Here is a 23,883-nt window from a genome sequence, read left to right on the forward strand (position 1 = left end):
TACACTTCTTTGGGGTGGTCTTTTTTTTTTTAATAACAGCCCCCCCCCGCGCGGGGGTTTGGGCGGGGGGGGCCCCGGCGCCCCCCCCCCCCCCCCGGGGGGCGGGGGGGGGTCGACGGGGCGGCCTCCGAGGTGCGGAAGGGGTCAGTCCGCGTGGCCGAGTTGGAGATCGCGTTCGGTCCTGCCGCCGCCCGCCATCCGAAGGACGGTGGCCACGGGCGGATACCCGGCGGCGATGACCGTGTACTCGCCGGACGACAGATCGACGAAGCGGAACGTGCCGTCGGGGCCCGTCGTCAGGGTGTCGACGACGTTCCCGGCCGCGTCGAGCAGGGTGACCCGGGCCTCCTCGACGGGCCTGCCGCCCCCGGCGCGTACGGTCCCCCGCAGGACGGCGCCCCCGGCGAGTTCGATGTCCTGCCGGGTCTCGCGCGACGCCTGCACGCTGACCGGGAGCGCGGCGGGCCGGAAGGCGGGGGCGCTGGCCGCCAGCGTGTACTCCCCGGCGACGAGTTCGGTCATCACATAGCCGCCCTCGCGTCCGCTGCGCGCGGTGGCGACGACGTCCCCGCGGACGTCCGTGAGCGTGACGGTCGCGTCCCGTACCGGAATGCCGTCGGCGGTACGGACCGCGCCCGCGAGCCGCCCCGCGCCGCCGAGGACGACATCGAGGTCGACCGGGCGCTCGCCGACGGTGACGGTCACGGCCTGCGGCTGGTGCCCGCCGGCCGCGGCGATCATCACATACGACCCGGGCCCCGGCACGCTCAGCGCGTAGCGCCCGTCGTCGCCGGAGGCGCCCCGTCCGATCTGCTGTCCGCGGACGTCGATCAGCGTCAGCGCCGCACGGGGGACGCTGGTGCCGTCGTGGTGCTGGACGGTGCCGCAGACCGGGACGCCGAAGGAGACCGGCGGCGCGGGCGCGCTCCGGGCCGGTGGCACGGCGGCCGGGGACGCGTACGGGACGCTCGGGGTGGTCGGGGTGCCGGGTTCGGCGGTGGGGGCGTTCTGGGACACCAGTGGTTTCTCCTTGAGGAAGAAGGCGATCAGGAGGCCGAGCACCAGCACGGGCACGAGATAGAGGAAGATCCTCGGCATGGCCTCGGCGTAGGCGGCGATATACGCGTCGCGGACGTCCGGCGGCAGACCGTGGACGAGTTCCGGGGTGACCGACTCGGGGTCGGTACCGGGCGGCAGCCCGGCACCGCCGGGGAGCCGGTCCGCCAGGGCGTCCGTGAGCCGGTCGGCGAAGAGGGTCCCGAAGACGGCGGCGCCGACGCTGCCGCCGATCTGCCGGAAGTAGGTGTTGGCGCTGGTGGCGGTCCCGAGGTCGGCGGGGCGTACGGAGTTCTGCACGGCCAGGATCAGGACCGGGATCACCAGCCCGACGCCGATGCCGAGGAGGGCCTGTCCGACGCTGTACTCCAGCCGGGAGGTGTCGGCCTCCAGCCGGGACAGCAGCCACATGCCGACGACGGAGAACAGACCGCCGATGACGGGGTACTTCCGGTAGCGGCCGGTCCTGCTGGTGAGCTGCCCGGCGACGATCGAGGCGACCACGACCCCGCCCATCATCGGCAGCATCAGCAGTCCGGACTCGGTGGCGGACGCCCCGTCGACCATCTGGAGGAAGGTCGGCAGATAACTCCCCGCGCCGAACAGGGCGATCCCCACGACCGCCCCGACGAGGCCGGTGACATTGAAGACCGAGTCGCGGAACAGCCGGAGCGGGATGACCGGTTCGGGGGCGTACGCCTCCACGACGACGAAGAGCAGAGCCGTGACGGCGGCCCCGGCGGCCAGGCCGATGATGGTCGCGGAACCCCACGCGTACTCGGTACCGCCCCAGCTGGTGAGCAGGACGAGACAGGTCGAAGCGACGGCGAGCAGCAGGGCGCCGAGGACGTCGAGACGGGCCCGGACGGCCGGCTTGGGCAGCTTCAGCACAACACTGACGACGAACAGCGTCACCAGGCCGAAAGGGACGTTGAAGTAGAAGCACCAGCGCCAGGAGACATGGTCGGTGAAGAAGCCGCCGAGCAGTGGTCCGGCGACGGAGGCCAGCCCGAACACGGCGCCGATGAGACCCATGTAACGGCCCCGGTCCCGGGGCGGGACGATATCGGCGATGATCGCCTGCACCCCGATCAGCAGCCCGCCCGCGCCGACGCCCTGGAGGGCGCGGAAGGCGATGAGCTGGTCCATGGTGCGGGACCAGCCCGCGAGCGCCGAGCCGATGACGAAGACGACGATGGCGAACTGGAAGACGCCTTTACGGCCGATGAGGTCGCCGAGCTTGCCGTAGACGGGGAGGGTGATCGTGGATGTGAGGAGGTAGGCGGTGACGGCCCAGGACATCCGGTCCAGGCCCTGCAACTCTCCGACGATCTTCGGCAGCGCGGTGGCGACGATCATCTGCTCCAGCGCGGCGAGCAGCAGGGCGAGCATCAGCCCGAAGAAGACGAGGCGTACCCGGCGGGAGTCGAGTTCCGGGCCGGGTTCCAGGGCGGGTTCCGGGCCGGGTTCCGGGCCGGGTGGGGGGAGCGCGCCACCGCCGGAGGCCGGCGGTGCGGTCCGTCCGCCCCGCACCGGAGTGCTGCCGCCCACGTCCTGGCTCCCCTCGTTCGACGCCGCCGTGTCTCTGTGCGGGCGCCATTCTGGGGGTGCGCGGTACGACGGCTCGCCCGCCGCCGACTCGCCGGGGCGGGCCTAGCGCCCACGTTCGACGACCATATGTCGGGCGCGAACAGGGGGTTTGCCGCGAGCGGCGGCGGGGCGGGCGGAGGGGGAGGCCGACGCGAGTTCCCCCGAACCAGTGACGGGCGCCTCCCGCTGTGGGGTGCGGTGGGGGTGGTTGCCGCTGACCCTCGCGTTTCGGGCGCGGCCCGTCCGTGGCTTGTCGCGCAGTTCCGCCCCCTATGCCTTCGGCAATGGGGGGACCCCCAGCGCCTTGGCTACCCGGGGTCAGGGTCGATGCCGGAGGCGTCCGGCATGCACAGGTGCTCTTCGGCCCGCAGGCCGGTGGGTGGCTTGTCGCGCAGTTCCCCGCGCCCCTGGATTCCGTGGCCTGCGCCCTGCGTGAGGCGCAGGCCCTCCTGTATCCGGGCATGACCGGGGCAGCGGGTACTTTTACGCACCGGGGCCCCGGGGCTGGGGCCCCGGGGTGGGGGGTCAGGCGGATTCGACCTCGGCGGCGAGGCGGGCGAGGACGCCGTCGTAGATACGGGCGAGACCCTTGGGGGCGAACGTCCGCTCGAAGAAGCCGCCGATCCCGCCGGCACCGTCCCAGACCGTCGTGACGACCGCCTTCGACTTGCCCTCCCCCGCCGGCGTGACCGTCCACGTCGTCACCATCGACGAGTTGCGGTCCTTCTCCACGAGCTGGCCGTCCGTCGGCTCGGTGACCTCCAGCAGACAGTCCCGTACCCGCTTCTTCGTGGCCTGGAGCCGCCAGTGGACCAGGGTGCCCTCGCCGTCGCCGCCCTCCCGGACCTCGTACTCGCTGAACTGCTCCGTCAGCAGCTTCCCTCGGCTGTTCTCGTAGTCGGCCAGGGTGTCGAAGACCGTCTCCGCCTTCGCCGAGATGATCCGTTCCGTGGTGGCCTCGACCTGCGCCATTGCCGTTCCTCCAGCCATCGGTACTTCGGGGGTGGCGCTAGCCAACCACCTCGCCGACGCGGGCCCAAATCCGGGGTCCCCGGACGGCACCCCGGCCCGGCGCGCCCGACACCGATCATGGGAACATATGTTCTATTGTGTGGTTCGAGCACCACCGAGGAGGCCGACCATGCGCTGGAACCACCTGGCCGACGACCCCACCCGCGCCCCCGGCGCCGCGAACCCCGCCCTGTTCGGTACGTCCGCGGTGACCACCCGCACCTTCGACACCCCCGAGTTCCGCGGGATCACCTTCCACGAAGTGCGGGCGCGTTCGATCGTCAACCGCGTGCCCGGGGCGTCCCGGATGCCGTTCGAATGGACGGTCAATCCGTATCGGGGCTGCTCCCACGCCTGTGTGTACTGCTTTGCCCGGAAAAGTCATAGCTATCTCGACCTCGACACCGGACTCGGCTTCGACTCCCAGATCGTGGTGAAGGTCAACGCCCCCGAACTGCTCCGGCGCGAGCTGGCCGCGCGCCCGTGGCAGGGCGCGCATATCGCCATGGGCACCAATGTCGACTGCTATCAGCGGGCGGAAGGCCGGTATCGCTTGATGCCGGGCATCATCGACGCCCTGCGCGACCACGCCAACCCCTTCTCGATCCTGACCAAGGGGACGCTGATCCTCCGCGACCTGGATGCGCTGTGCCGGGCCGCCGATGTCACCGAGGTCGGGATATCCGTCTCCGTCGGCTTCGTCGACCCCGAGCTGTGGCGCACGGTGGAGCCAGGCACCCCCTCGCCCGAGCGGCGGCTCGACGTGGTCCGCGCGCTCACCGCGCGGGGCCTCGGCTGCGGGGTGCTGATGGCGCCCGTGATCCCGTTCGTCGGCGACCGCCCCGAGCAGTTGCGCGCCACGGTCCGGGCGATCGCCGCGGCGGGCGCGACCTCGGTCACCCCGCTCGTCCTCCATCTGCGGCCCGGCGCCCGTGAGTGGTTCATGGAGTGGCTGGCCCGGCACCATCCCGGACTCGTATCGCGGTACGAGCGGTTGTACGCGGCCGGGGCCTACGCCCCCACCTGGTACCAGCGGCGGATCACCCGCCAGGTGCATGAACTGGCCGCCGAGTACGGCATCGGGCCATCGGGCCGGGGAGCGGCCCGCCGGATCGCCCCACCGGCACCGCCCGCCCCGGAGGCCGCGCCCGCCGGGCCCACCCAGCTCACCCTGCTGTGAGGCCGCCCGCCGGTGCCGTAATCCACTGGCTCACCCGGCCGCGTACCGGCGAGGATGCCGGGATGAGCGCGCACCCCCTGATCAGAACGCTGACGGACGACGACTGCGAGGCGGTGGCCGAGGTCCGGGTCCGCGGCTGGCAGTACGCCTATGCCGGTCTCGTACCCCAGCCGTATCTCGACGGGATGGACGTCGGCACGGAGGCCGAACGGCTCCGGGGCCTGATCGCGGCGGGCTCCGGCACCGTCACCCATCTCGTCGCCGAACGGGACGGCGCCGTCGTGGGCTGGGGCTGTACCGGCGCCGCCCGGGACGACGACACGGCCCCCGGCGAGGCCGAGCTGTACGCGCTCTACGTCCGCCCGGCCCGGCTCTCCACCGGGGTGGGCCGCGCCCTGCTCGCCGAACTGACCGCCCGCGCCCGAGCCGCGGGCCACCCCGCGATGCGGCTGTGGGTCCTCCGGGAGAACGTCCGCGCCCGCCGCTTCTACGAGAAGGCGGGCTTCCGCCCCGACGGCGCCGAGGAGCCGTTCGACGTGGGCGGGGCGTCCGTGCCCGAGGTGCGGTACGTACGCGACCTCGGCACGGACTAGGGCCTCTTACTCGGGGCGCGTGTACGGGATCCAGCGCCGGGCCGCCGTGTCGTACTCGTATACGGGACGCCCCGCGACCCCGCTGGTACGGAACGGGCGCCCGGCGTCGTCGATCCGTACGACACCCCGGCGCCCGCCGCTGGACCACTCCAGCTCCAGATACCAGTCGCAGTCGCACTCCCGGGCGTTCGCGGTGACCAGCAGGACCTCCGGGTCGGACGCCGACACCCGGTAGGGGAAGGAGACCGCCGGGATCGGGCCGTTCTCGCCGTGGCCGGGGACCGAACGGGCCAGGGGGCGCCGCCGGTCGAGATCCACCGCGAACGTACGGGGCGTGAGCACTCCCCCGCAGCCCTGGTCCATCCGGTACACATCGCCCGTCCTGGGCGGCTCGCGGCGTTCCGCCGTCCGTACCTGGAGGCCGTGGAGGACCACCGCCCGGTCGTCGGTGCCCTGTACGGTGATCCGCACCCGGGTCTCCCCGCCGTGCACGGCCCCCACCGAGCGGGCCCACTGCGGGGCGTCGGCCTCGACGGGCGGCGGCGGCACCGCGGACGGCCCGCCGCCGACGAGATACGCGTGACCGCAGCCGTACGCCCAGACATGCTGCTCGACACCCCAGGTGAACGGCGCGCCCGCGACCGGATGCGCCACCGGCGGCTCGGCGGCCCCCCGCGTACCACCGCCCGTCATACCCTTCGTCCGGCTCGCGCCGGGCGCCGTTCCGGGCTTCGGTACGGCGGATCGTGAGGCCGACGGGCTCACGGACGGCGCGGGGCCGCGGCTCGTGGGCGGCCCGCCGTCGGGGCCGCCCGCCTGTTCGCCGCCGTAGGTGCGCTCCCGCGGTTCCGCCCCGGCGCCGGGCCGCCCGTCCGGCCGGTTCCCGTACACCACGAGCGTGACGACAAGACCGACGGCGAGCGCCACCACCCCGGCGGCCAGGGCCGCGCGGCGAACGGCACGCGGCTGCCGGGACCCGCGCCCGGTTCTGTTCCCGCTCCCGAGTACCACGGTGCCGGCCGGCTCCTCCGCCACGGCGGGCCCGGGTGTCCCGGGCGGCTCGGGCGCGGCGACCCGGGGAGCGGTGGCGGCGGCCTCCTGGCGGCGGGTCCGTTCCTCGTCCGCGAGCACCCAGGCCTCGTGCAGGGCGATCAACTCGTGCCCCGTACAGCCGCAGAGCCTGGCGAGCCGTTCGACCGGGGCGAACTCCGCCGGGACCGTGGCGCCCGAACAGTAACGGTGGAGCGTGGAGGCGCTGACACCGATACGGCGCGCGAGGGAGCCGTAGCTCCGGCCCGAGCCGTCACGCAGCTCCCGCAGCCGCCGGGCGAACTCACCGGCGGCCGAACCCTCCACTGCCCCCACGGCCTTCCCCGCCTCCGTATCCGTGCCCGCCGTTCCGGGCGGCGTTCCACCCCCCTGTGTTCTCCCACGTCAATGGGGGTGGAACGGTTCCAGCGCGGCGAAGACTTGTGGACGCCTGGTCGCCGTACCGAAGCTGATGACCACTCCCCGGCGCACCGGCACAGCCCGGCGTCCCCGGCCGTGCCGGGTTCGAGCGCCCTATCCGTACCGAGCAAACGGGGTTCACCAGATGAAGACGCTCCGCTCCGCCGCCGTGAGCATCGCGGCCATCGGACTCACCTTCACATCGCTCTCCTGGGCGAGCGCGGCCCCCGGGCCCGCGTTCCTCTCCGCGTCCCAGCTGCCCGCGGCCCTCACCGCGTGGACCGCGGGCCCCGTGACGGCGGGCCTCCCGGACGACTTCTGCACCGGTGCGACGGCGCCGGGGGCCGCCAGCAAGTACCGCCTGTTCCATACCGAACTGGACACCAACGCCCGCCAGACGATCACCGTGGCGGCGAGTGAGGCCAAGGCCAGGCAGCTCGTCACCAACCTCCGCCAGCGGATCGCGACCTGCTTCGACCGGATGCGCGCCGAGAACCCGGACCTGGTCGGCGAATCCCTCTTCTACGGCGCGCTGCCGGTGGAGGAGGGCGCGTATGTCTACGGCATCGACACCGCCGACCCGGTGGGCGGCGCGAACGACGTATCGCTGTACTCGGTCGGCCGCGACGGCCGCACGGTGACGGTGGTGGCGTGGGGTCAGCTGGGGGACGGCTCGGACGCGGCGGTCACGGCGTTCCGCAAGACCACGACGACGGCGGTGAACAAGCTCCACTGATCCGCCCCACCGATCCACCGGTCCGTGCCCCGGGTCCCCGTGCCCCGGGCGCGGACCGGTGCCCTGCCCGTCCGCGACGGGCCGCACCCGAAGACGCGGAGGCCACCGGCGACGGCACCCTCAGCGGGCGGCGACCACCCTGGCGAGGGACGCCTCGGCCGCCGCCGCGAGATCCGCCCGGGTCCGCGCCGCCGTCAGGACGTCCCGGCCGCGGGGGTCGCCCAGCGCCCCGAGTCCCTCCACGCACGCCAGGGCCAGGCGCCCGTACGGATCACCCGGCACGAGCCGGCGGCGCAGGACGGTGACGAGCGCGGGCGCGGACTCCGGCGCCCGGAGCCGGATCAGCAGCCGGACGGGGACGAGCGCGTACGCCACCCGCAGTTCGTTCGTGGCGAGGGCCGCCGCCGCCCGAGGTGTCCTCGGGTCGGACAGCTCGTACAACGCGTGCGCCGCTGAGGCGCACCGCTCCGGGTCCCGGTGGTTGAGCAGCAGCACCAGGGCCTCGAACGCCCGGCGGTCCCCGGCGCGACCGAGCCGGAACGCGGCCAGCTCCCGCGCCCACAAGGGACGCCCGGGCGCGGTCAGCACGGCCGCCAACTCCTCCTGGTCCGCCGTCACCAGGAGTCGTTCGTACAGGGTCGAGGCGCCCGACTCGTGCCGCAGACGCCGGGCCAGTGACCGTAACTCGTCGTCGTCGTCCATAGTCCGAGCGTAGCGACGTTCCGTGGCGGCCCGGTCGCGGATCGCGACCCGGATCACACCGAAGCGTGCCCACCGGGGTCTGGCGCGCTCGTTACCCGCCGGTTAACCTCAACTGAGCGGGTATCCCCCGTGATACGCCCCGCGGCGGCCTGGTGACGCAGCCGCCGCGAGTGCGGTCGGTTCGGCGAGCAGCAACGGTACGGCGCGTGAGTCGGTCACGCGCCGCGTACGGCACGGCCCGGGACGGGGCCCGCCGCCCACGCACCTCGGGTGCGATCCGCACGCCCCGGGCGCAACACCGCGCGCCGGTCACCGCTCGGCCGGCGCGCGGCCCGCCCCCGCCGGTACCTCATCAGTCGTCACTCACCCCCTTGGAGTCCCCTGATGGACCCGATGGACACTCCCAGCACCCCGTTGCGCACAATCGCCGTCGTCGGTCTCGGCACCATGGGTACCGGTATCGCGGAGGTGCTCGCGCGCGCCGGCCGCGAGGTCGTCGGCATCGACGTCGACGAGTCCGCCGCGCGGCGCGCCGTCGCCGCGATCGAGGCGTCGACCGAGCGCGCCGTGGCGCGCGGCCGGATCACCGGGGCGGAGCGCCGGGCGGCGCTCGCCCGCCTGCGGACCACCACCACCCTGCGCGCCGCGGCCGGCGCCGATCTGGTGATCGAGGTGGTCCCCGAGTCGTACGAGGCGAAGCAGCAGGTCTTCCGGGAGCTGGACGAGATCGTCCGGCCGGGGACGATCCTGGCGACCGGTACCAACGCCCTGTCGGTGACCCGGCTGGCGGCGGACTCCCGCCACCCGGAGCGGGTGCTCGGGATGCACTTCTTCAACCCGGCCCCGGCGATGAAGCTGGTGGAGGTCGTCTCCTCGGTGCTGACCGCCCCCGCGGCGGTCGCCGCGGTCACGGGGCTCGCCCGGGAGCTGGGCAAGGAGCCCGTCGCGGTCGGCGACCGGCCCGGTTTCGTCGCGGACGGGCTGCTGTTCGGCTATCTCAACCAGGCCGCCGCGATGTACGAGTCGAAGTACGCGTCCCGGGAGGACGTCGACGCCGCGATGCGGCTGGGGTGCGGGCTCCCGATGGGCCCGCTGGCCCTGCTCGATCTGATCGGGATCGACACCGCCCGTACCGTGCTGGACGCGATGTACGCCGAGACCAGGGACCGGCTGCACGCGCCCGCGCCGATCCTCCGCCAGCTGGGTGCGGCCGGGCTGACCGGGCGCAAGGCGGGCCGGGGTTTCTACACCTACGCCGGGCCCGGCTCGGCCGAGGCGGTGCCGGACGCGCTGACGCCGTCCCCGGCGGCGACGACCGGTGCCGTGCCCCGGGAGGTGCGGTCCGTCGGGGTCGCCGGGTCAGGGACGATGGCGAGCGGTATCGCGGAGGTCTTCGCCAAGGCGGGGTACGAGGTGGTGCTCGCGGCCCGCTCGACGGCGAAGGCCGAGGCCGCGAAGGAGCGTGTCGCGGCGTCGCTGGCCCGCTCCGTCGACCGGGGCCGGACGACGGCGGCGGCCCGGGACGCGGCCCTGGCCCGGATCTCGGCCGCCGGGTCGCTGCACGCCCTGGCCGGGGCGGATCTGGTGCTGGAGGCCGTCGCGGAGGACCTCGCCGTCAAGCGGGCCCTGTTCGGGGCGCTCGACAAGATCTGCAAGCCCGGGGCGGTGCTCGCCACCACGACGTCGTCGCTGCCGGTGGTGGCCTGTGCCCGGGCCACCTCCAGGCCGCGGGACGTGATCGGGATGCACTTCTTCAACCCGGCCCCGGCGATGAAGCTGGTGGAGGTGGTGCGGACCGTGCTGACCGGGGACGACGTCCACGCCACGGTCCGGGCGGTGACCGCGACGATCAAGAAGCATCCGGTGGACTGCGGCGACCGGGCCGGATTCATCGTGAACGCGCTGCTGTTCCCGTATCTCAACAACGCGGTGAAGATGCTGGAGCAGCACTACGCGTCGGTCGACGACATCGACGCGGCGATCAAGCTGGGCGGCGGCTATCCGATGGGGCCGTTCGAACTGCTCGACGTGGTCGGCCTCGATGTGTCCCTGGCGATCGAGAAGGTCCTGCACGAGGAGTTCCGCGACCCCGGTCTGGCGCCGGCGCCGCTGCTGGAGCACCTGGTGGCGGCGGGATGCCTGGGCCGGAAGACGGGGCGCGGTTTCCGCGAGTACGCCCGCCGGTGACCGGGTCGCCACCGGGGCCGCCCGTGGCCGGGGACGGGGCCACGGGCGGCCCGCGGGCCCCCGGCCGGGCCGGTGCGCCCGTGCCGGTGTCCACCGGGCGGCCGAAGGCGCGGGCGTCCGTACGCATGCAGTACGTTCGGGTCATGGCCCAGCCCGCTGATCCCCGCAGTCGTACGACCCGACCGAAGTCCGCCACGGACGCGCCCGAGAGCGCCGCGGGCACCCGCGCGGCGGCGCAGCGTCTGAAGATGCGCCGCGAACTGGCGACGGCGGCGATGGAGCTCTTCGCCACCAAGGGGTACGAGGCGACGACCGTCGACGAGATCGCGGCGGCGGCCGGGGTCGCGCGGCGCACCTTCTTCCGCCACTTCCGCTCCAAGGAGGAGGCGATCTTCCCGGACCACGACGACACCCTGGTCCGCGCGGAGGCGGTGCTGAACGCGGCGCCGCCGCACGAGCATCCGCTGGACACGGTCTGCCGGGGCATCAAGGAAGTGATGCGGATGTACGCGTCGTCCCCGGCCGTCTCCGTCGAGCGCTACCGGCTGACCCGTGAGGTGCCGACGCTCCGGGAGCGGGAGATCGCGTCGGTGGCGCGGTACGAGCGGCTCTTCACCCGCTATCTGCTGGGCCACTTCGACGAGCGCGACCACCACGACGGCAACGACGATCCGCTGCTGGCGGAGGTCGCCGCGTCGGCGGTCGTCACGGCGCACAACCATGTCCTGCGGCGGTGGCTGCGGGCGGGCGGACAGGGCGATGTGGAAGCCCAGCTGGACCACGCCTTCGCCATTGTCAGGGACACTTTCGGTACGGGCATCATGGCGGGCCGGCCGCCGGCCGTGGAGACGCCGATGGTGACGGTGGCGACGCCGCACGAGGAGGTCCTGGTGGCGGTGGCGCGAACGGACGCGCCGCTGCCGGACGTCATGCGCACGATCGAAAAAGCCCTCCAGTCCCACCGGACCGCCTCCCGCTGAGGGTTCCCCCACCCCGGGGGCACCCGGTACCCCCGGGGCGCGGTGCCCCAGCCCCGTTCCCCGCGCCCCTGCAATGGCTTGCCCCTCCGGGCAGGATTGCGTTTCGGGCCCGGCCCGGCGATGGGCTTGTCGCGCAGTTCCTCCCCCTGCGCCTGGCGGCGCGGGGGGACCCCCACCTATGCCTTCGGTGATGGGGGGACCCCCAGCGCCTTGGCTACCCGTGGCCCGGGTCCCAGGACCGGACGCGTCCGGCGTCCACCGGTGCTCTTCGGCCCGCAGGCCGGTGGATGGCTTGTCGCGCAGTTCCCCGCGCCCCTGGATGCCCGACATCCCGTCCTGCGGAAGGTGGAGGCTTTTAGGGGCGCGGGGAACTGCGCGAGCAACCACGCACCGGGCCGCGGCCGAAACAAAACCCCGCCCCGTGGGGCGAGCACTTGACGGGGGCGGGGCGCCGGAGGTCCCGAGGGGCGAGCACTTGACGGGGGCGGGGGCCCCGGGGAAACCCCTCGCGAAAGAACTGGCACGGAGTGTCTTGTCAGTTGGCACGGCGTGCCATACCTTGAAGGCGTCCGGGCGGCCGGCCCGTAGTCACCAAACTCTCGCCGGTCCCGTCCCCGCGGCCCGCGCACCGCGCGGCCCGTGTGCCCGGACGCCTGCGTCACAGGCTTTCCGCCGCGCGACCGCGCGGGCCACGCACCACCGCTCCACCCGCCGAACCGACGGCACACCTCCACAGCAGCAGCACCGCCCCTCACCCTCTTCGGGGTCCGCGATGACACCCCGACGCGCTTTGCCGGAGGCAATACCGTGAAGGAAATCCTTGACGCGATCCAGTCGGCGGACTCCACGCCCGCGGACTTCGCGGCGCTGGCCGTCCCCGAGTCCTACCGCGCGGTCACCGTGCACAAGGACGAGGCCGAGATGTTCTCGGGCCTTGAGGGCCATGAGAAGGACCCCCGTAAGTCACTGCACGTCGAGGACGTCGCGGTGCCGGAACTGGGCCCCGGCGAGGCACTCGTCGCCGTGATGGCCAGCTCCGTGAACTACAACTCCGTGTGGACCTCGATCTTCGAGCCGGTCTCCACGTTCGGCTTCCTGGAGCGGTACGGGCGGGTCAGCGACCTCGCCCGGCGGCACGATCTGCCGTACCACGTCATCGGCTCGGACCTGGCGGGCGTCGTCCTGCGCACCGGTCCCGGCGTGAACGCCTGGCGGCCCGGCGACGAGGTCGTCGCGCACTGCCTCTCCGTGGAGCTGGAGTCCTCGGACGGGCACAACGACACCATGCTCGACCCGGAGCAGCGCATCTGGGGCTTCGAGACCAACTTCGGCGGTCTGGCGGAGCTGGCGCTGGTCAAGTCGAACCAGCTGATGCCCAAGCCCGCCCACCTCAGCTGGGAGGAGGCCGCGGCGCCGGGTCTGGTGAACTCCACCGCGTACCGCCAGCTCGTCTCCCGCAACGGCGCCCAGATGAAGCAGGGCGACAATGTGCTGATCTGGGGCGCGAGCGGTGGACTCGGCTCGTACGCCACCCAGTTCGCGCTGGCCGGCGGCGCCACCCCGATCTGTGTGGTGTCGAGCCCGAAGAAGGCGGAGATCTGCCGGGCGATGGGCGCCGAGGCGATCATCGACCGGAACGCGGAGGAGTACCGCTTCTGGAAGGACGAGCGGAGCCAGGACCCGCGCGAGTGGAAGCGGTTCGGCGCCCGGATCCGGGAGCTGACGGGCGGCGAGGACGTGGACATCGTCTTCGAGCACCCGGGCCGGGAGACCTTCGGCGCCTCGGTGTACGTGACCCGCAAGGGCGGCACGATCGTCACCTGCGCCTCGACGTCGGGCTATCGGCACGAGTACGACAACCGCTATCTGTGGATGTCCCTGAAGCGGATCATCGGCTCCCACTTCGCCAACTACCGGGAGGCCTGGGAGGCCAACCGGCTGATCGCCAAGGGGAAGATCCACCCCACGCTCTCCAAGGTCTATCCGCTGGCGGAGACCGGGCAGGCGGCGTACGACGTGCACCGCAATCTCCACCAGGGCAAGGTCGGGGTGCTGGCGCTGGCGCCCCGGGAGGGTCTGGGGGTGCGGGACGAGGAGACCAGGTCCCGGCACCTCGACGCCATCAACCGCTTCCGGAACGTCTGAGGCGCGGGGCGGATGACCGACTCCCGGAAGGACCGGAAGGACCGGAAAGAGGCGCCGCGGCCGAAGGACCGGCCGTGGCTGATGCGGACGTACGCCGGGCACTCCACCGCCGAGGCGTCCAACGAGTTGTACCGGCGCAATCTCGCCAAGGGCCAGACCGGTCTGTCGATCGCGTTCGACCTGCCGACGCAGACGGGGTACGACCCCGATCACGTCCTGGCCCGCGGCGAGGTCGGCCGGGTCGGGGTGCCCGTGGCACATATCGGCGATATGCGCCGGCTGCTGCGGGACATCCCCCTGGACCGGATGAACACCTCGATGACGATCAACGCCACCGCGATGTGGCTGCTGGCGCTCTACCAGGTGGTCGCCGAGGAGCAGGGCACCGATATCTCCACCCTCCAGGGCACCACCCAGAACGACATCGTCAAGGAGTACCTGTCGCGCGGAACGCATGTCTTCCCGCCGGGTCCGTCGCTCCGGCTGACCACGGACATGATCGCCTACACGGTCAACCACATCCCGAAGTGGAACCCGATCAACATCTGTAGCTACCACCTCCAGGAGGCGGGGGCCACCCCGGTCCAGGAGATCAGCTACGCCATGGCGACGGCGGTCGCCGTACTGGACGCCGTCTTCGCGTCCGGGCAGATCCCCGACGACCGCAGGGGCGAGGTGGTGGGCCGGATCTCCTTCTTCGTGAACGCGGGCGTCCGCTTCGTCGAGGAGATGTGCAAGATGCGGGCCTTCGGCCGGATCTGGGACCGGATCACCCGGGAGCGGTACGGCGTCGAGGACGCCAAGCAGCGCCGCTTCCGCTACGGCGTCCAGGTCAACTCCCTCGGTCTCACCGAGGCCCAGCCGGAGAACAACGTCCAGCGGATCGTGCTGGAGATGCTGGCGGTCACGCTCTCCAAGGACGCCAGGGCCCGGGCCGTACAGCTCCCGGCGTGGAACGAGGCGCTGGGGCTGCCCCGGCCGTGGGACCAGCAGTGGTCGCTGCGGATCCAGCAGGTCCTGGCGCACGAGTCGGATCTGCTGGAGTACGACGACATCTTCGCCGGGTCCCATGTGATCGAGGCCAAGGTGGCCGAGCTGGTCGAGGAATCGCTGGCGGAGATCGGCCGGATCGAGGAGATGGGCGGCGCGATGGCCGCCGTGGAATCCGGCTATCTCAAGTCCCGGCTGGTGTCGTCGCACGCGGAGCGCCGGGCCAGGATCGAGGCCGGCGAGGAGAAGATCATCGGGGTCAATGTCTTCCAGGCCACCGAGGAGAGCCCGCTGACCGCCGATCTGGACACCGCGATCATGACGGTGGACCCGGCGAACGAGGCCCGGGTGGTGGCCGCCCTGCACGCCTGGCGCGAGGCACGCGACGAGCCGCGGGCGACCGAGGCGCTGACCGTACTGAAGAAGACGGCGATGGGCACCGGGAATCTGATGGCCGCCACCGTGGAGTGCGCCCGGGCGGGCGTCACGACCGGCGAGTGGAGCTGGGCGCTCCGGGACGTGTTCGGGGAGTTCCGGGCGCCGACGGGGGTGTCGGGCGCGCCGCTCGCGGTGACCGCCGAGCCGGGGACCCCGCTGGCCGCGGTCCGCGAGAAGGTGACGCGTACGGCCGCGGAGCTGGGCGCCGGGCGGCTGCGGCTGCTGGTGGGCAAGCCGGGCCTCGACGGGCACTCCAACGGCGCCGAGCAGATCGCCGTACGGGCCAGGGACGCCGGGTTCGAGGTGGTCTACCAGGGCATCCGGCTCACGCCCGAGCAGATCGTGACCGCCGCGCTGGCGGAGGACGTCCACTGTGTGGGGCTCTCCATCCTGTCGGGCTCGCACGCCGAGCTGGTGCCGGATGTCGTGGCGCGGCTGCGGGCGGCCGGGGCGGGCGATCTCCCGGTGGTGGTCGGCGGGATCATCCCGGGCGCGGACGCGGCCCGGCTGCTGGCGGACGGGGTGGCCGCCGTCTTCACCCCGAAGGACTTCGGTATCACGGAGATCATCGGCCGTATCGTCGACGAGATCCGGCAAGCGCATCAGCTCGACCCTCTGGAGGTCCCCGTATGATCCGCCCCCTCGCCGACCGGCCGCTGCGGCCCCGCCGCTCCTGTCTCGCGGTGCCCGGCTCCAATCCCCGGTTCCTGGAGAAGGCCCAGGGCCTCGCGGCCGACCAGGTCTTCCTCGACCTGGAGGACGCCTGCGCCCCGCTGGCGAAGCCGGAGGCCCGGCATACGATCGTGAAGTTCCTCAATGAAGGGGAGTGGGGGAACAAGACCCGGGTGGTCCGGGTGAACGACTGGACCACCGAGTGGACCTATCGCGATGTGGTGACGGTCGTCGAGGGCGCCGGCGCGAATCTCGACTGCATCATGCTGCCGAAGGTGCAGGACGCCCAGCAGATCGTGGCGCTGGACCTGCTGCTCACCCAGATCGAGAAGACGATGGGCCTCGACGTCGGCCGGATCGGTATCGAGGCGCAGATCGAGAACGCCCGGGGCCTGGTGAATGTGGACGCCATCGCGGCGGCTTCGCCCCGGCTGGAGACGATCGTCTTCGGTCCCGCCGACTTCATGGCGTCGATCAATATGAAGTCGCTGGTGGTGGGCGAGCAGCCGCCGGGCTATCCGGCGGACGCGTACCACTACATCCTGATGCGGATCCTGATGGCCGCCCGGATGCACGACCTCCAGGCCATCGACGGCCCCTATCTCCAGATCCGGAACGTGGACGGCTTCCGCGAGGTCGCCGGGCGGGCCGCCGCGCTGGGGTACGACGGCAAGTGGGTGCTGCACCCCGGCCAGGTGGAGGCGGCGAACGAGGTGTTCTCGCCGTCGCAGGAGGACTACGACCACGCCGAGCTGATCCTCGACGCCTACGCCTACTACACCTCGGAGGCGGGCGGCAGGAAGGGTTCGGCGATGCTCGGCGACGAGATGATCGACGAGGCCAGCCGGAAGATGGCGCTGGTGGTCTCGGGCAAGGGCCGCGCCGCCGGTATGACGCGTACCGGCTCCTTCACACCCCCGGAGGCATGAGCACGATGCAGTTCGGCCGCACCTACGAGGAGTTCGAGGTCGGCGCCGTGTACAAGCACTGGCCCGGCAAGACGGTCACCGAGTACGACGACCACCTCTTCTGTCTGCTGACCATGAACCACCATCCGCTGCATCTGGACGCGCACTACGCGGAGGGCTCGACGGACTTCGGGCGCAATGTGGTGGTGGGCAACTACGTCTACTCCCTGCTGCTGGGGATGTCGGTGCCGGACGTCTCGGGGAAGGCGATCGCCAATCTGGAGATCGAGTCGCTGCGGCATGTGGCGCCCACCTTCCACGGCGACACGGTCTACGGCGAGACGACGGTCCTCGACAAGACCCCGTCCCGGTCGAAGAGCGACCGGGGGATCGTCTCGGTGGAGACCCGGGGCTACAAGCAGGACGGCACCCTGGTCTGTGTCTTCCGGCGCAAGGTGATGGTGCCGAACGCGTCGTACGTCGAGGCGCGCGGCGGCGAGCAGCCCGGCCGCCCCGAGCCGAAGGAGCGGGTGGCGCGATGACGGGACGGCTGGCCAGGACGGACGGGCTGACCGAGGTCCAGCGGGAGATCCTGGCGACGGTCCGGGACTTCGTCGACAAGGAGATACTCCCGGTCGCGACGGATCTTGAGCACCGGGACGAGTATCCGCTGGCGATCGTGGAGGGCCTGAAGGAGCTGGGCCTGTTCGGGCTGATGATCCCGGAGGAGTACGGCGGGCTCGGTGAGTCCCTGCTGACGTACGCCCTGTGCGTCGAGGAGCTGTCCCGGGGCTGGATGTCGGTCTCGGGCATCGTGAACACCCACTTCATCGTCGCGTACATGCTCAAGCAGCACGGCACGCCCGAGCAGAAGGACGCTTTTCTGCCGAGGATGGCCGCGGGCGAGGTGCGGGGCGCCTTCTCGATGTCGGAGCCGGGGCTCGGCTCGGATGTGTCGGCGATCACCTCCAAGGCGGTCAGGGACGGTGACGAGTACGTCCTCACCGGACAGAAGATGTGGCTCACCAACGGCGGCACGTCGTCGCTCGTCGCGGTTCTGGTCCGCAGTGACGAAGGCCACCCCGACGGCACCGCCCCGCATAAATCGATGACGACCTTCCTTCTGGAGAAGGAGCCCGGGTTCGGCGAGGTCAAGCCGGGTCTGACCATCCCCGGCAAGATCGAGAAGATGGGCTACAAGGGTGTCGACACCACCGAGATGATCATGGAGGGGCTGCGGGTCCCGGCCGACCGGGTACTCGGTGGCACCACGGGCCGCGGCTTCTACCAGATGATGGACGGCGTCGAGGTGGGCCGGGTCAATGTCGCCGCACGGGGCTGCGGCGTCGCCCGGCGCGCCTTCGAGCTGGGGATCTCGTACGCCCAGCAGCGCCACACCTTCGGCAAGCCGATCGCCGAGCACCAGGCCGTGCAGTTCAAACTGGCCGAGATGGCTACCAAGGTCGAGGCCGCCCATGCGATGATGGTGAATGCTGCACGCAAAAAGGACTCCGGGGAGCGAAACGACCTGGAGGCCGGGATGGCCAAGTATCTGGCGTCGGAGTACTGCAAGGAGGTCGTCGAGGACGCGTTCCGAATCCACGGCGGTTACGGCTTCTCCAAGGAGTACGAGATCGAGCGCCTGTACCGGGAGGCCCCGATGTTGCTGATCGGTGAAGGGACCGCCGAAATCCAGAAAATGATCATCGGACGCCGACTGCTGGAGGAGTACCGAATCCAGGGTTGATCGTCACGTTCGCCCGGGTTTAAACCTCCCGATGACGCGAAGTGGATCACATCCTGTGCTCGGCACCCCGTCGCCGACTCGGCTTCTGGCTTTCCCAGTTGCTGCCCGCAACCGCTAGCATCGCCGGAAAGCCGCCGTCCCCGACAACCGCGGCATTCATCCGCTACGAAGGTCATCCATGCCCCACAGCCAGAACTCTGCATCACGCGCCGGATTCCCCAAGGGACGTCTGGCCCGCGGATCGTCGCCATGGCTTCTGCCGACCGTCGCCACCGCGGCCGTCAGCCTCGCCCGGGCCCGCCGTTCCCGCGGTGCCGCGATCGTCGCCGTGCCCGCCACCGCCCTGGCGGCGGGCATGCTGTGGTTCTTCCGCGACCCCGAGCGGGAGATCGCGGAGGGCCGGGTCATCTCGCCCGCCGACGGTGTGGTGCAGAGCATCATGCCGTGGAAGGACGGCCGGACCCGGGTCGCGATCTTCATGAGCCCGCTGAACGTGCATGTGAACCGGGCCCCGCTGGCGGGCACGGTGACCTCCGTCGAGCATGTGCCCGGCGGCTTCGTTCCGGCGTTCAACAAGGAGAGCGAGAACAACGAGCGGGTCGTCTGGCACTTCGACACCGAGCTGGGCGACATCGAGATGGTCCAGATCGCGGGCGCCGTGGCCCGGCGCATCGTGCCGTACATCCCGGAAGGCACCAAGGTCGAGCAGGGCGACCGCATCGGCCTGATCCGCTTCGGCTCCCGCGTGGACATCTATCTGCCCGAGGGTGTCGAGGTCGCGGTCGAGGTCGGTCAGACCACCACCGCGGGGGTGACTCGCATTGACCGTGATTGATCCTGATACCCAGGCCCCCGGCTGGTCCGGGGAGAAGGCCGCCGACACCACGGCGGCCGATCACGACGCCGAGGAGATGCCTCTCTCCCTGCGGCTCTCGATAGCGGATACCCTCACCCTGGGTAACGCGACCTGCGGATTCATGGCGGTGTACTTCACCACCACCGGGATCCTCATCCCGCATATGCAGGGCAGCACGGAGTCCGGCATGGCGCGGCACAGCGCCGCGACCGCGGTGATCCTGATGCTGCTCGCCGCGATCTTCGACCTCTGCGACGGTCTGGTCGCGCGCAAGCTGCGCAGCTCGCCGATGGGCGCGGAGCTGGACAACCTCTCCGACCTGATCAGCTTCGGGCTGGCGCCGGCGTACTTCGTGCTGGTCTACGGCATGGTCGCGGACGACGCCCATCAGCGGGTCTCGGCGGTGGCCGCGATCGTGGTGCTGTTGGCGGTCGTCCTCAGACTCGCCAGATTCTCCTGCGTCACCATGAAGGACGGCATGTTCCAGGGCATGCCGAGCCCCTTCGGGGCGCTGACGGTCGTCTCCATCGTCCTGCTGGAGCTGCCGTTCATCCCGACCCTGCTGGCGATCATCGGTACGGCATGGCTGATGGTGAGCCGGGTCGAGTACCCCAAGCCCCGCGGCGTCCTCGCGGTGGCGATGCTCGGCTGGATCGTCTCCGCGATGGGGCTGCTCGCGGCCTGGGCGTTCGACGCGCCCGGCGGCCAGCTGCTGCTCCAGACCGGCTGCGCGCTCCAGGTGGTGCTGGGCGCGGTGATCCCGCTGTTCGCCACCGCGCGCCGGGTGAACACCTTCCGCTACAACCGGCGGGAGGCCAGGGCGGCGCAGCTGCCCTAGGGTCTTCCCTTCGGATCAGCCGGATCGGCCGGGGACGGCGACCTTTGTACGAGGCCGGGGCCCGGGACACCTGAGGTGTCCCGGGCCCCGGCCTCTCGCATGCCTTCTTCGGCCTGTTGTCCCCTCCCGGCGGGCGCCGGCTTCTGGGAGCATCGGCGGTCATGGCAGCAGGGGGAACGCTCCACGAACTGTTCGACGAGGGGATACGGGCCGCCGGACGGGACCGTACCGCCGTGATCACCGACCGTGTCCGGCTGTCCTACGGGCAGCTCGACATCCGGGCCAACCGGCTGGCCCGCCATCTGACCGAGACCGCGGATATCGGGCCCGGGGACCTGGTCGCGATCCGGACGCTCCGGGTCCCCGATGTGATCGTCGCGGCGCTGGCCGTGCTGCGGACCGGGGCGGCCTTCACCGTGGTGTCCCCCGGGGACCGTGAGCCCGCCGAGCTGGCCGGCGCCCGGGCGGTCGTCAGCCATCGCGTCCACTCCGGGCGGCTCGTGCCGTCCCTCACCCGGCCCCTGGTCTTCCTGGACGGGGACTCGGCCGCGATCGACGCCCGGTCGGACGCGCCCCTCGACCCGCCCGCGGGCCCGGATGCGGCGCTGCTGTTCACGGCGGGCACCACGGGCCCGCCGCGCGCCGTGCCCGTATCGCACGCCCGTCTCCGCGCCGCGTACACGGCCTGGGCCGAGGTCTTCCGGCTCGGGACCGGCGACCGGGTCCTGGTCACGGCGGCGCCCGACACGGCCGCCTTCACGGCCGCCCTGGTCCGCGTGCTGGGCGCGGGCGCGACGCTGGTCCTGAGCGCCCGGGAACCGTACGACGTCGCCGATACGGACCCCGTGACCGCCGACTCCCTCACGGCCGGTCCCGGCGGCCCGCCGGACGGGCTGCGACTGCTGGTCGTCGGCGGGGAGCGGGTCCGGCTGGCCGACCATGTGGCGCTGGAGCGGCGGCTGGCGCCCGGGGCGCGGCTGATCGGTCTCTACGGCCCGGCGGAGGTCACGGGGTGCGGTACGTGGTTCGAGACGGCGCAGCTGACCGGGCCGGTACGCGAGCCCGGGCGGCACGCGTACCTGGGGCGCCCGTTCACCGGGGTCACGGTCGAGCTGCGCGGCAAACGGATCTGGCTGACCCCGCCCGACGGCGGCGACGCGGTCCCCACCGGCGATCAGGGACGCGTCGACGGCGACGGGCCGCTGGAGTTCCTCGGCCGGGCCGCCGACCGCTTCAAGGCGGGTGGCCGTACGGTCGACCCGTACCGGGTGGAGGCCGCGCTGGTCGCCCATCCCGCGATCCGGGACGCCCTGGTCGGCCCGGGCGGATCGGCGGGCGACCGCCCGATCGCGCATATCGTGGCCGAGCCGGGACACACCCCCGACGAGCCCCTGGTCCGCGCGTTTCTCGCGACGACGGGGCACGGGGCGGAGACCCCGGCGGTGGTGGTACGGATCGCCGCGCTCCCCCGGACCGCGGCGGGCCGTCTCGACCGGGGCGCCCTCACCCGCCCGGCGCCCCGGCCCGGGGCGCGCTCCGGCCGGATCGTGTCCAGCGGCAAGGGCGCGCCGCTGACCCCGGACGAGACCCTCCAGTCGGTCGCCGGACCCGTGGCGCTCATCGCCCTGGTGGTGTCCGTGATGCTCACGGACGTCCTGTGGCCCGGATCCACGGACCTGGCGATGGTCCCGGACCCGTGGGCCTGGTTCTTCCGCGGCCTGTACGCCGCCGAACACCTGGCCTTCGCCGCGGGCGTCGGCTTCCTGATCGCGGGCCGCACGATGATGCCCCGGCACGCCGCGCCCAGGTCGCTGACGGCCGCCGCCCATCTGGCGATCGTCTATCTGCTGGCGTCCTGGTGGCCCCAGGACAACTTCTACCGCCTGGCGGCCAAGGACGACTGGGACCGCCAGGCCGCGCTGGTCTACGCCTTCAACATCCCCATGATGCTCGCCGCGGCGGTGGTGGCGCTCTGGGCGTCCTTCGCGGGCTTCCGCGAACGGGAGGAGGGCTAGGCCGTCTCTGGGGGATCGTGCCGGGCCTGCGGGGTCCGGCGACGCTCCCCCGCCCCCTCAGACGCGCAGCGCCCGGCACTCCGCCCGTACCAACGCGTCCACCGCCGCCAAGTGGTCGGCCGTCGGCGCGGCCAGTGCCACGCCCACATACGGTTCCGGCTCGTACGCCGCCGTCGGGATCGTGGGGACGAGGACCGTGCCGATCGCGGCGCAGCGCGCCGCGAGCCGCTCCAGGAAGGCGATCAGCTCCGCGTCCGGCAACCGCGCGCCCAGCGGTACCCGGTCGACGGTCCTGACGAGCGGCAGCCCGTCCGCCACCTCCGCCAGCCTTCGGTGGATCATGAACGCCGCCGAAGGACCGGTCAGCCGCAGATTGGTCTCCGTGGGCGCGAGCTGCCCGGTGCCGTCCGCCACGAAGTCGACGTCGAACCAGCCCCGGTAGCCCGTGGCGGCGAGTTCGCGCCCGACGGCACGGCCGAAGCGCGCGGCGCGGTCCGCCGTGTCGTCGGGTACGGCCCCGGGGCCTACGGTCGCGCCCCCGTAGGCCGTACCGTCCATGGTCATCGCGGCCACGCCGACGTCGTGGACCGTGCCCGCCGCGTCGACCAGGCCGTCGTAGGTGGGGTGGCCGCCGCCGGTGACGTACTCCTCCAGCAGCAGCGGCCCCCTGGGCAGGGAGCGGGCGCGGGGCCGCGCGGTGTGGACGACGGTGCCCGAGCCGCCCGCGCCGTGTTCGGTCTTGGCGACCGTGCCGGCGCCCGCGCGGGCCCTGGCGGCGATCAGCCGGGCGGCGGCCCGCCGGTGGGGCGGGGTCCAGCGGTCGGGTACCCGGATCCCGGGGTGGCCGGGCGCCAGGCGGGTGAAGAGTTCGTGGGAGGCCAGCTTGGACTCGTACCGCAGGGCGCCCGGTGGAAGGGGTGTCCCGGTGAGCGCGGCGACGGCCGGGGTGTGGCCCCAGGCGACGACGGGGGTGCCGTGCCAGCGCTCCCCCAGGCCGCCCCGGGCGACGAGGGCCGCCTCGGTGGTCTCGTCGTAGACCTCCACGGACGACCACCGCAGGCGGCGGGCGACGAACGCGAGCCAGCCATCGGGGACCCGGCGCGGCAGGACGACGGCGGCGGGGTGGAGTCCGGTGAAGGCGGCGAGACAGGCGTAGTGGGCGGCGGCCTCCCGCCCACGCCCGGTGGCGTCCCGGCGCCGCGCGGGCACCGGCGGGCCGAACTGTCCCTGGAACTCGGCGACGTTCCCGAGGTGGACCGCGCGCCGTCCGCCCGCCCAGGCGCGGGCCCAGCCGGGCCGGACGGGGACCGGGACCGTCAGGGCGGGCAGCGGAGCGCCGGCCGTGCCGGGTACGGGGCGGGCGCCGAGGGCCCGGTAGAACCCGACGGCGTGGGGGTCGGACTCGACGGTGAGACCGGTGAAGCCGAGCGCCCCGGCCTCCTCGACGAGATGGGCGTACAGCGCCCGGCCGAGCCCGGCGCCCATCGCGTACGGCGCCACGAACAGCAGGCCGATCCGGCCGTGCGGGGGTGTGCCGTCGAGGCCGGCGACCCCGGCGAACTCCCCGTCCAAGTCCTCGGCGACGACGATCCGCCGCCTCGGGACGTCGGCGGCCGTGACGGTCAGTTCGTCCCGGCAGGCGGCGAGGAACGCGTCGTCGTACCCCCAGTGGGCCTTGGAGGCGAGGACGAGCGCCGTGGCGGCGCTCGCCTCGGCCTCCGTGGGCCGGGCGGGACGGATCCACACCCTCGGTGTCCTCTCGCGAGACGGCGGACGACCCGACCCGTTCA

The 23,883-nt window shown here is 72.5% G+C and carries 18 protein-coding genes; 13 read left to right on the forward strand and 5 right to left on the reverse strand.

Annotation, left to right across the window (positions count from 1 at the left end):
• Positions 1 to 144: 144 nt before the first annotated feature.
• Both ACFXG1_RS05750 and ACFXG1_RS05755 read right to left on the reverse strand, forming a co-directional pair.
• The gene (locus tag ACFXG1_RS05750; RefSeq protein WP_384718738.1) at positions 145 to 2,607 is read right to left on the reverse strand and encodes an MFS transporter; all 2,463 of its coding nucleotides are present in this window, start codon (positions 2,605 to 2,607) and stop codon (positions 145 to 147) included.
• A 564-nt stretch (positions 2,608 to 3,171) separates the two neighbouring features.
• A complete protein-coding gene (locus tag ACFXG1_RS05755) occupies positions 3,172 to 3,618 on the reverse strand; it encodes an SRPBCC family protein (protein ID WP_384718740.1) in 447 nt (148 codons plus the stop codon).
• A 169-nt stretch (positions 3,619 to 3,787) separates the two neighbouring features.
• Between ACFXG1_RS05755 and ACFXG1_RS05760 the strand changes: the two genes are divergently transcribed.
• Positions 3,788 to 4,837: an Rv2578c family radical SAM protein gene (locus ACFXG1_RS05760; RefSeq protein WP_384718742.1), complete on the forward strand. Its 1,050-nt coding sequence runs from the start codon at positions 3,788 to 3,790 to the stop codon at positions 4,835 to 4,837.
• A gap of 62 nt (positions 4,838 to 4,899) precedes the next feature.
• Positions 4,900 to 5,430: a GNAT family N-acetyltransferase gene (locus ACFXG1_RS05765; protein ID WP_384741308.1), complete on the forward strand. Its 531-nt coding sequence runs from the start codon at positions 4,900 to 4,902 to the stop codon at positions 5,428 to 5,430.
• A 6-nt stretch (positions 5,431 to 5,436) separates the two neighbouring features.
• Here ACFXG1_RS05765 and ACFXG1_RS05770 read toward each other — a convergent pair whose 3' ends face one another.
• On the reverse strand, positions 5,437 to 6,795 hold the full coding sequence (locus ACFXG1_RS05770; protein ID WP_384741310.1) for a helix-turn-helix domain-containing protein: 1,359 nt from the start codon (positions 6,793 to 6,795) through the stop codon (positions 5,437 to 5,439).
• Between the two features lie 229 nt (positions 6,796 to 7,024).
• Between ACFXG1_RS05770 and ACFXG1_RS05775 the strand changes: the two genes are divergently transcribed.
• Positions 7,025 to 7,615 (forward strand): hypothetical protein, encoded by a 591-nt coding sequence (locus ACFXG1_RS05775; protein WP_384720726.1) that lies wholly within the window; start codon positions 7,025 to 7,027, stop codon positions 7,613 to 7,615.
• A 120-nt stretch (positions 7,616 to 7,735) separates the two neighbouring features.
• Here ACFXG1_RS05775 and ACFXG1_RS05780 read toward each other — a convergent pair whose 3' ends face one another.
• Positions 7,736 to 8,317 carry a HEAT repeat domain-containing protein gene (locus ACFXG1_RS05780; protein ID WP_384720723.1) on the reverse strand — a complete coding sequence of 194 codons (582 nt, stop codon included), beginning with the start codon at positions 8,315 to 8,317 and terminating at the stop codon, positions 7,736 to 7,738.
• 384 nt (positions 8,318 to 8,701) lie between these two features.
• Between ACFXG1_RS05780 and ACFXG1_RS05785 the strand changes: the two genes are divergently transcribed.
• The 10 genes from ACFXG1_RS05785 (at position 8,702) to ACFXG1_RS05830 (ending at position 22,093) form a co-directional block, all read left to right on the forward strand.
• Positions 8,702 to 10,504, forward strand: a complete 1,803-nt coding sequence (locus ACFXG1_RS05785; RefSeq protein WP_384741313.1) for a 3-hydroxyacyl-CoA dehydrogenase family protein — start codon at positions 8,702 to 8,704, stop codon at positions 10,502 to 10,504.
• Between the two features lie 143 nt (positions 10,505 to 10,647).
• Positions 10,648 to 11,484, forward strand: coding sequence for a TetR family transcriptional regulator (locus tag ACFXG1_RS05790; RefSeq protein ID WP_384741315.1), 837 nt, complete (start codon positions 10,648 to 10,650; stop codon positions 11,482 to 11,484).
• 807 nt (positions 11,485 to 12,291) lie between these two features.
• A complete protein-coding gene (gene ccrA, locus ACFXG1_RS05795; protein ID WP_384715314.1) occupies positions 12,292 to 13,629 on the forward strand; it encodes a crotonyl-CoA carboxylase/reductase in 1,338 nt (445 codons plus the stop codon).
• 12 nt (positions 13,630 to 13,641) lie between these two features.
• Positions 13,642 to 15,690, forward strand: coding sequence for a protein meaA (locus tag ACFXG1_RS05800; RefSeq protein WP_384715311.1), 2,049 nt, complete (start codon positions 13,642 to 13,644; stop codon positions 15,688 to 15,690).
• Complete coding sequence (locus tag ACFXG1_RS05805; RefSeq protein ID WP_384715308.1) at positions 15,687 to 16,658, forward strand: HpcH/HpaI aldolase/citrate lyase family protein; 972 nt, start codon at positions 15,687 to 15,689, stop codon at positions 16,656 to 16,658. Before ACFXG1_RS05800 ends, ACFXG1_RS05805 begins: the two co-directional genes overlap by 4 nt.
• A gap of 5 nt (positions 16,659 to 16,663) precedes the next feature.
• Positions 16,664 to 17,179, forward strand: coding sequence for a MaoC family dehydratase (locus ACFXG1_RS05810; RefSeq protein WP_384715317.1), 516 nt, complete (start codon positions 16,664 to 16,666; stop codon positions 17,177 to 17,179).
• Positions 17,176 to 18,384 (forward strand): acyl-CoA dehydrogenase family protein, encoded by a 1,209-nt coding sequence (locus ACFXG1_RS05815; protein ID WP_384715305.1) that lies wholly within the window; start codon positions 17,176 to 17,178, stop codon positions 18,382 to 18,384. The genes ACFXG1_RS05810 and ACFXG1_RS05815 overlap by 4 nt, the downstream gene beginning before the upstream one ends.
• A 178-nt stretch (positions 18,385 to 18,562) precedes the next feature.
• Positions 18,563 to 19,219 carry a phosphatidylserine decarboxylase gene (locus tag ACFXG1_RS05820; protein WP_384715302.1) on the forward strand — a complete coding sequence of 219 codons (657 nt, stop codon included), beginning with the start codon at positions 18,563 to 18,565 and terminating at the stop codon, positions 19,217 to 19,219.
• A complete protein-coding gene (pssA, locus tag ACFXG1_RS05825) occupies positions 19,212 to 20,078 on the forward strand; it encodes a CDP-diacylglycerol--serine O-phosphatidyltransferase (RefSeq protein WP_384715298.1) in 867 nt (288 codons plus the stop codon). The genes ACFXG1_RS05820 and pssA overlap by 8 nt, the downstream gene beginning before the upstream one ends.
• 161 nt (positions 20,079 to 20,239) lie before the next feature.
• Complete coding sequence (locus tag ACFXG1_RS05830; RefSeq protein WP_384741317.1) at positions 20,240 to 22,093, forward strand: AMP-binding protein; 1,854 nt, start codon at positions 20,240 to 20,242, stop codon at positions 22,091 to 22,093.
• A 57-nt stretch (positions 22,094 to 22,150) separates the two neighbouring features.
• Here the strand turns inward: ACFXG1_RS05830 and ACFXG1_RS05835 are convergent, their stop codons facing one another.
• Positions 22,151 to 23,839 carry a GNAT family N-acetyltransferase gene (locus ACFXG1_RS05835; protein ID WP_384741319.1) on the reverse strand — a complete coding sequence of 563 codons (1,689 nt, stop codon included), beginning with the start codon at positions 23,837 to 23,839 and terminating at the stop codon, positions 22,151 to 22,153.
• Positions 23,840 to 23,883 lie beyond the last annotated feature (44 nt).

This window comes from Streptomyces sp. NPDC059248, from assembly GCF_042753905.1.
Lineage (GTDB): Bacteria > Actinomycetota > Actinomycetes > Streptomycetales > Streptomycetaceae > Streptomyces.

Excerpts from the sequence above, each read along its gene's own strand:
- ACFXG1_RS05755 (WP_384718740.1), bottom strand. The coding sequence starts at position 3,618 with ATGGCGCAGGTCGAGGCCACCACGGAACGGATCATCTCGGCGAAGGCG.
- ACFXG1_RS05815 (WP_384715305.1), top strand. The coding sequence starts at position 17,176 with ATGACGGGACGGCTGGCCAGGACGGACGGGCTGACCGAGGTCCAGCGG.
- ACFXG1_RS05820 (WP_384715302.1), top strand. The coding sequence starts at position 18,563 with ATGCCCCACAGCCAGAACTCTGCATCACGCGCCGGATTCCCCAAGGGA.
- ACFXG1_RS05810 (WP_384715317.1), top strand. The coding sequence starts at position 16,664 with ATGCAGTTCGGCCGCACCTACGAGGAGTTCGAGGTCGGCGCCGTGTAC.
- ACFXG1_RS05760 (WP_384718742.1), top strand. The coding sequence starts at position 3,788 with ATGCGCTGGAACCACCTGGCCGACGACCCCACCCGCGCCCCCGGCGCC.
- ACFXG1_RS05790 (WP_384741315.1), top strand. The coding sequence starts at position 10,648 with ATGGCCCAGCCCGCTGATCCCCGCAGTCGTACGACCCGACCGAAGTCC.
- ACFXG1_RS05775 (WP_384720726.1), top strand. The coding sequence starts at position 7,025 with ATGAAGACGCTCCGCTCCGCCGCCGTGAGCATCGCGGCCATCGGACTC.
- ACFXG1_RS05805 (WP_384715308.1), top strand. The coding sequence starts at position 15,687 with ATGATCCGCCCCCTCGCCGACCGGCCGCTGCGGCCCCGCCGCTCCTGT.
- ACFXG1_RS05765 (WP_384741308.1), top strand. The coding sequence starts at position 4,900 with ATGAGCGCGCACCCCCTGATCAGAACGCTGACGGACGACGACTGCGAG.
- ACFXG1_RS05785 (WP_384741313.1), top strand. The coding sequence starts at position 8,702 with ATGGACCCGATGGACACTCCCAGCACCCCGTTGCGCACAATCGCCGTC.
- ACFXG1_RS05800 (WP_384715311.1), top strand. The coding sequence starts at position 13,642 with ATGACCGACTCCCGGAAGGACCGGAAGGACCGGAAAGAGGCGCCGCGG.
- ACFXG1_RS05830 (WP_384741317.1), top strand. The coding sequence starts at position 20,240 with ATGGCAGCAGGGGGAACGCTCCACGAACTGTTCGACGAGGGGATACGG.
- ACFXG1_RS05780 (WP_384720723.1), bottom strand. The coding sequence starts at position 8,317 with ATGGACGACGACGACGAGTTACGGTCACTGGCCCGGCGTCTGCGGCAC.